2 protein-coding genes are annotated in these 2,568 nt (G+C 35.9%); one reads left to right on the plus strand and one right to left on the minus strand.

All coding sequences use genetic code 11. The annotated features are described in order from the left end of the window. Positions 1-185: 185 nt before the first annotated feature. Complete coding sequence (locus ACYVAA_RS22660; protein WP_460546306.1) at positions 186-1,601, minus strand: sigma-54-dependent transcriptional regulator; 1,416 nt, start codon at positions 1,599-1,601, stop codon at positions 186-188. A gap of 574 nt (positions 1,602-2,175) precedes the next feature. Between ACYVAA_RS22660 and ACYVAA_RS22665 the strand changes: the two genes are divergently transcribed. Beyond that, positions 2,176-2,550 carry a PRC-barrel domain-containing protein gene (locus ACYVAA_RS22665; RefSeq protein WP_460546309.1) on the plus strand — a complete coding sequence of 125 codons (375 nt, stop codon included), beginning with the start codon at positions 2,176-2,178 and terminating at the stop codon, positions 2,548-2,550. The last annotated feature ends 18 nt before the right edge of the window (positions 2,551-2,568 follow it).

Raw genomic sequence — 2,568 nt, forward strand, 5'->3', positions numbered from 1 at the left:
GATGCCTCCTATAATCGGTCAGATTTAAGTAGATGATCAGTCATGATGCTTGTATTATAATCGACAAATTGATTAGATATAAAAATCATCTTATCGATCACTTGTATGATCGTAGGAGGCGCCATCATTTATCAATTTAAAAAGGACGGACCATCCGAAAAAAATGTCCGTCCTTTTATTCTCTCTTAGAATGAAATATCCAATGATTTAAGTTTGCTATATAGCGTTTTGCGGTGGATGTTGAGCACCTGAGCAGCCTTTGTTTTATTGAACTTTACATCTTGCAGTACTTCTTTGATTTTTTTTGTCTCGGCCAGATGTGCGGTGGTTTTCAAATCCGTTTTGGAACTTTTATCAAAATATTTCAAGTTTCTTTCCTGATAAATTTTCTCCTGTTGTGGTAATATGGATGATGGGGAATTCCTTTTTATACGATCGGGCAATACCTCAACTTGAATAATATTATTAGAATTTACGAAAAGACATGACCTTCTTACCGTATTTTTTAGCTCTCTGATATTTCCAGGCCAAGCGTATTGCATTAAAAGCATCATCGCCTCCTCAGAAAATTTGGGCACCTTACTAAGTCCCAGTTCAATGGCCGTTTTTTGCAAAAAGAAGTCTATAAATCGGTCAATATCCTCTGCCCTCTCCTTCAGGGAGGGAACTCTTATTATAAATTCGCTTAACCTATAATAAAGATCTTCACGAAAATTAGAAGATTGCGATTTTGAAAATAAATCCTCATTAGTGGCCACAATAAAACGAACATCAATGGGGATTTCATCTGCTCCACCAATTTTGCGGATCTTTCTTTCTTGAAGAACCCTCAACAGTGCCATTTGGACTTCACCGGAAAGGTTACCGATTTCATCAAGGAAAACGGTCCCCCCTTGAGCCATTTCAAAAATACCCTTTTTTCGGTTTAAAGCTCCGGTAAACGCTCCTTTTTCATGCCCAAACAGTTCACTTCCTGCCAGTTCCTTTGATAGGCATCCGCAGTCTATTGCTATAAATGGTTTTTCGTTTCTTAGGCTATGGTGGTGGATCAATCTAGCGTAGGATTCTTTTCCCGTTCCTGTCTCTCCTTCTATAATCACTGAATAATTAGTTGGTCCAACCTTCTCCACTTTATACTGGATATCCATTGCTTTTGGGCTTTTCCCTGCTAAATAATCAGGAAGATCTACACTCCTGGGGCCTTTACTCACTTTTTCATAACAAATAGTTGAGTCCCTTGCTAAGTCTGCACAGCTGTTTTTAAGCGCTTCTATCAATTCATCTGGATTTACAGGTTTGGACAGATAATTACAGGCACCCCGTCTGATCATTTCAACTACATTCTTTACATTTACATCCTTGGATATGAAAATCACTTTTGATAATGGACTCAGGATGCTGACCTTGCTAAAAAATTCTCTGCCCTCCATTTGAGGCATCCTGTAATCACAAATTATGAAATCATAAAATTGATTTTTAATCATTGCCAAGGCATCTGAGGGTTGCGTACTGGTGTCCACCTGATAATCTTTTTCTGACAAAAACCGCTGTAAAAGGTTACAGAATGAAATTTGATGATCTACTACAATAATACTTTCCATGGTCAAGCCTTTTTAGAAGTTATTTATTACATCACCCTTGATGCATGAAATTGCGGTGGATCCCATCTTTCTTTTATCCGCCACCATTCAAGAGTCTTACTAACGAAATTTATTTATACTCCTTAAAAAACTCCTTACAGGATTTACCTTAAAAATTGTATCATTTATATTAAAAATGAGAATTCAATGTTACATATTGTATTAAAAATGTAACAGTATCTGAATACTTGTGATCTTTTTGACGGCTTTCTTGAAAATAAAATGTGAAATTTGATTTTATTTTACGATTTGTCATTAGCCCACTCATCCCATAAAACCATTCCGTGAAAGAAGGTTTTGGTACAGTTTTGTTTTACTTGCTGGTAATATAGAAAACTCCATTCCTGCTTTCGGGTATTTATTACTAAATCTATCTTTTTTATCACTACTGTATGAGAACAATTTTTTTCTTCATCGTTTCAGATAAAAAGATAGTATAAAACAAGTCGCTTTCTACTCGTGGACTTTTCGATACAGATGGTATAACAATTGATTTTTATTTGAAAAAATTAGTCACAATCTAAACCACATTACCATGAGAAATGAAATGAATCATTTGATCTTATCGGGAAGTTCCATTAAAGGGACCAAAGTAAAAAACCTTTCCGATGAAACAATTGGAAAAATTAAAGACCTGATGATAGATACCAGCTCAGGAGACATTGCCTATGCGGTACTTGAAGTTGATACGGGTTTTTTGAATTTGGGAAGCAAATATTTCGCTATCCCTTGGCAGGCTCTTTCTTTGGATAATCATCAAGAAGAGGTAATTCTATTGGATGTAAATAAGAAAAAACTCGAAGAATCACCTGGTTTTGATAAAGACAAATGGCCATCCGGGCCTCAATTTGACTTTATCAGTCAGGTGCATTCCTATTATGGATACAAGAGGGACACTGGTGTCTATTAATAATTGATTCCCTTTCAC

Source organism: Echinicola sediminis (genome assembly GCF_054777495.1).